The 3,365-nt window shown below is 42.3% G+C and carries 5 protein-coding genes; 1 reads left to right on the top strand and 4 read right to left on the bottom strand.

What is annotated here, in order from left to right:
• Positions 1–205: 205 nt before the first annotated feature.
• The 4 genes from AACT21_RS08010 to AACT21_RS07995 all read right to left on the bottom strand — a co-directional run bounded on the left by AACT21_RS08010 (position 206) and on the right by AACT21_RS07995 (position 2,691).
• The gene (locus tag AACT21_RS08010) at positions 206–1,357 is read right to left on the bottom strand and encodes a conjugal transfer protein TraF (RefSeq protein WP_094164564.1); all 1,152 of its coding nucleotides are present in this window, start codon (positions 1,355–1,357) and stop codon (positions 206–208) included.
• Between the two features lie 95 nt (positions 1,358–1,452).
• The gene (locus AACT21_RS08005; protein WP_013867913.1) at positions 1,453–1,776 is read right to left on the bottom strand and encodes a GIY-YIG nuclease family protein; all 324 of its coding nucleotides are present in this window, start codon (positions 1,774–1,776) and stop codon (positions 1,453–1,455) included.
• Positions 1,777–2,430: a YceH family protein gene (locus AACT21_RS08000; RefSeq protein WP_088733427.1), complete on the bottom strand. Its 654-nt coding sequence runs from the start codon at positions 2,428–2,430 to the stop codon at positions 1,777–1,779. It lies immediately after the preceding gene.
• 57 nt (positions 2,431–2,487) lie between these two features.
• On the bottom strand, positions 2,488–2,691 hold the full coding sequence (locus AACT21_RS07995; RefSeq protein WP_026028336.1) for a hypothetical protein: 204 nt from the start codon (positions 2,689–2,691) through the stop codon (positions 2,488–2,490).
• Between the two features lie 190 nt (positions 2,692–2,881).
• On the opposite strand from AACT21_RS07995, the gene AACT21_RS07990 reads away from it, so the two are divergent.
• A complete protein-coding gene (locus AACT21_RS07990) occupies positions 2,882–3,199 on the top strand; it encodes a DUF496 family protein (protein WP_010319897.1) in 318 nt (105 codons plus the stop codon).
• The last annotated feature ends 166 nt before the right edge of the window (positions 3,200–3,365 follow it).

The raw sequence follows: 3,365 nt of genomic DNA, 5'->3' as shown, positions 1-3,365 counted from the left end.
CTTCTGGATTTAATGACACACAATGGCTGATTTCGTACTCGTCATATTCTCGGACTACCCAATGAAGGATCAAACAAGTAGCCCGTATATCATCTTGATTATTAAGTATGTTCCTCATAAATGATAGTGCAAACCACTAAAAAAGCTGACTTGCACTCATAACCGCTCATTTACTAAACAAAAGCATCAGAATGCTTTCCTATACTTAAAAGGTGAAAGCTAAATTTCCAGAAATGCCAAATTGATTATCTCCAGCATAGTTTCCTGCAAGATCGAAACTGACAAGATCTCCGGGGCTGATGCCAATGCCAAACGTCACGGCGTTGTCCAAAGTATCTTCTAAATCGATTTCATAACCCGCACGAAGCTGCGCCCATCCCCAAGCATTACCTTCTAAGCCAAAGCGTAGGTATTGTGTATCATCTTTTTGGTCTTGGAAACGACTCTGCTTTGTTGCATCTAAATCGATTGCAGCAGTGAAAAACTCAGTGACATATCCACCCGAGATTGTGACTTGCGTATCCAAATCATACGAGCTTAAACCATCAATGGTTTTTAATTCTTGAGCAAAAAGATCCTTTACCGCAACACCCACTCGGAAATCGTTAATTAACCACACAGCCCCTAAATCAAGGTTGAAGGCATTATCGTTCGTTTCGCTTTTGTCATAATCAGCAAGATCGAATTCTTTTACCGAAACATTTTGCTTATAGGTTCTTAATTGTTGAATTTTTGGCGTAATGCCAAATGAAAATTGTTGGCCACGAATGTTGTATATTTTGGCCAGTGCTAGGCCAAATTCTGAGTAACCAAATGCAATCAGATCAACGGTGGAGCTTTTGTAGCGATTCTCAACATCGGCGCCACTATTACCCGTATTTGCCGCAATATCAGAACGCGCAATCACCTCCGCGTGACCACGCGCAAAAATATTAAGTGAAACTAGATCGAGAGGAATTGCTATCGCCATACCAATGCCCGCCGATGCTGCAAGAGGTTTGTCATCGGCAAGCTGGTCTAAATACTGATTGAGTTTATCAATATCACTTTGATTGGGTGTACCGGAATTTTCAAACGCTTTGATGCTATCTTGCAGGTCATCAATGGATTTTAGGCTTTTGTCTGGGTCTCTAGCCGCACCACCTATCGCAGGGAAAAGCACGCCAAACGTGTCATTATTCCGATACACGGCCACCAAAGCAGAATTATAGAATGGGGCTAGCAGATAATCGGCCGTTGTTACGCCAGTATTCCCCATTCCATTACCACGTGCGTCAGCTATCGTGTTCGCCGCTTGTGCAGAAGCACAAGCCAACAAGAGCAACGAGACCACTGACCATTTGTTGTAACTGTTCATATTGCAACCAACCTTGTTGTTATTATTCCCTAAACAAGGTTAATACAATTTTTTACATTGCACATGAAATTGGCGAATAATGCCGCTGACCAAACCTAATCGTCACCAAAATCATCCATGCCACTAACAGAGAAATGAACATTCTCTTGCCCTGCCACCAACTGTTCTTTTTGCAATTTGGTCAGTTTTTTAATCGCTAGCTCAGTTTTTAAAGCGAGGCTTTTACCGCCTTCTACACGTTGAGACCAAACCAATAATAACGGCCCTTTACCTCGTAACGCTTTTGCACCCTTCCCTGTTTGGTGTTGTACAAAGCGTCGTTCAACATCCGTTGTAATACCGCAATACAGTGCTTGATGGCGGGTTCGAACCAAATAAACCCACCAGTCCGGGCTATCTTTGTGGGAAACCTTATTCACTTACAGTAAGCTTTCTACCAAAGCGCGTAACTCGGCGACTTCATTTTTTAATGCGTGAACCTCATGTTCAAGCTGATCAATACGAGCAGTCGCGCCACCTTCCGGAGCATGAGCAAAGGTTTGCTCTAAACTTTCAACGTCAACCTCTCCAGAAAAGAGATGTTGATAACGCGACTCTCGCTTACCCGGTTCACGCGGCAGCTTCACCACCAGCGGGCCTGATTCACGGTTGGCTAAACCGTCTAGAATAGTTTCGACTTCTTTTACATCGGTAAAACTGCATAATCGGTTAGTGCGAGTGCGCAACTCTCCCGGCGTTTGTGGCCCACGCAGCAGCATGCAGCACACCAAACCAAGCTCTTGATTTGACAGCTTTAAATCGCCAAATTCGGTGTTGCAGAAACGGTGCTGATATTTGCTCACTCGGCTATTAAAACCACTTTCATCACTCATCAGGTGACGAGCGATCAAGCCCTCAGCGGCATCTTGAACCTCAGCTTCGGTTAATGACAGCACTGGCTCACGGTTACTTTTTTGGTTACATGCGGTGGTCAAGCTGTTGAGCGTTAATGGGTAGTAATCAGGCGTGGTCACTTCTTTTTCAATTAAGCAGCCAATAATTCGTGCTTCTAGGGGAGAGAGCTCAATGTTCATTATAATTTCCTTTTTTCTAAGCGGAGTTTCCTAATCGAGGCCACAATCGATGTTGCATTAGTGTTCTAACAACAGTGAAATTCGGATGATTTTCCCATTGCTATCAATCATCACAATCTTTGCACGGTTTAACTCTAACTCGGTCATCTCCAGCTTCTCACGTTCGCTAATATAAGCTTCACGCAATTTAACACTGTGATGCAGTTCAGCGTTTGCAGGTACATCCTTTCTTTTAGGTACTAAAATTTCTGAAAGTTGCATCTCTAAATACCATAAGATAGCGATTTGAAAGGTACATGATATAGCGCCTATCCGTACCAATACAATCACTCATGACTAGAGTGATTATTTCTTAATCAAGAGTGAGTCAGGATTGATCTAAAGGCTGTTATGAATCAGCTCGATATGATTTAATCAATGGCATTGACATTCAAGTTGGGAAAAGGAACCTATGAGTATCGTATTTGAAATTGTTAACCAAGCTCGCCGTAAAAATAAACTGAAACGTGAACTGCTAGATAACGAGAAAAAAGTTCGTGATAACCGTAAAAGAGTTGAATTGCTTGAAAACTTACTCGATTACATGAAACCGGATATGACCCACGAAGAAGTCATGGCGATCATCAATAACATGAAAGCCGATTACGAAGATCGCGTCGATGATCACATCATCAAAAGCGCAGAAATTTCAAAAGAGCGCCGTGATATTAGCCGTCGTATTCGCGAGCTGACCGATAAAGATAAACAAATGACTCAAGGCAAAAAGTAAAATTGATGCCGACCATCTTCGAAACCCGTCTTAAGACGGGTTTTTTTATAGCCAAAACATTCACAAAACAAATCAATATTTCTATCAACAAAAAGTGCGATAAATTTTATGTGATAGACATTAAACGTTTGCGTAATCGCTAACCTTCACCGAACCTAGTTTTGAG

The organism is Vibrio sp. V08_P9A1T1 (assembly GCF_963874405.1).
Taxonomy (GTDB): domain Bacteria; phylum Pseudomonadota; class Gammaproteobacteria; order Enterobacterales; family Vibrionaceae; genus Vibrio; species Vibrio anguillarum.
Note: the sequence above shows the minus strand (reverse complement) of the source record. Positions and strands in the feature narration are given on the sequence as shown.

Bases quoted from the DNA above. Each gene is read 5' to 3' on its own strand.
- AACT21_RS08010 (WP_094164564.1), bottom strand. From the start codon at position 1,357: ATGAACAGTTACAACAAATGGTCAGTGGTCTCGTTGCTCTTGTTGGCT.
- AACT21_RS08000 (WP_088733427.1), bottom strand. From the start codon at position 2,430: ATGAACATTGAGCTCTCTCCCCTAGAAGCACGAATTATTGGCTGCTTA.
- AACT21_RS07995 (WP_026028336.1), bottom strand. From the start codon at position 2,691: ATGCAACTTTCAGAAATTTTAGTACCTAAAAGAAAGGATGTACCTGCA.
- AACT21_RS07990 (WP_010319897.1), top strand. From the start codon at position 2,882: ATGAGTATCGTATTTGAAATTGTTAACCAAGCTCGCCGTAAAAATAAA.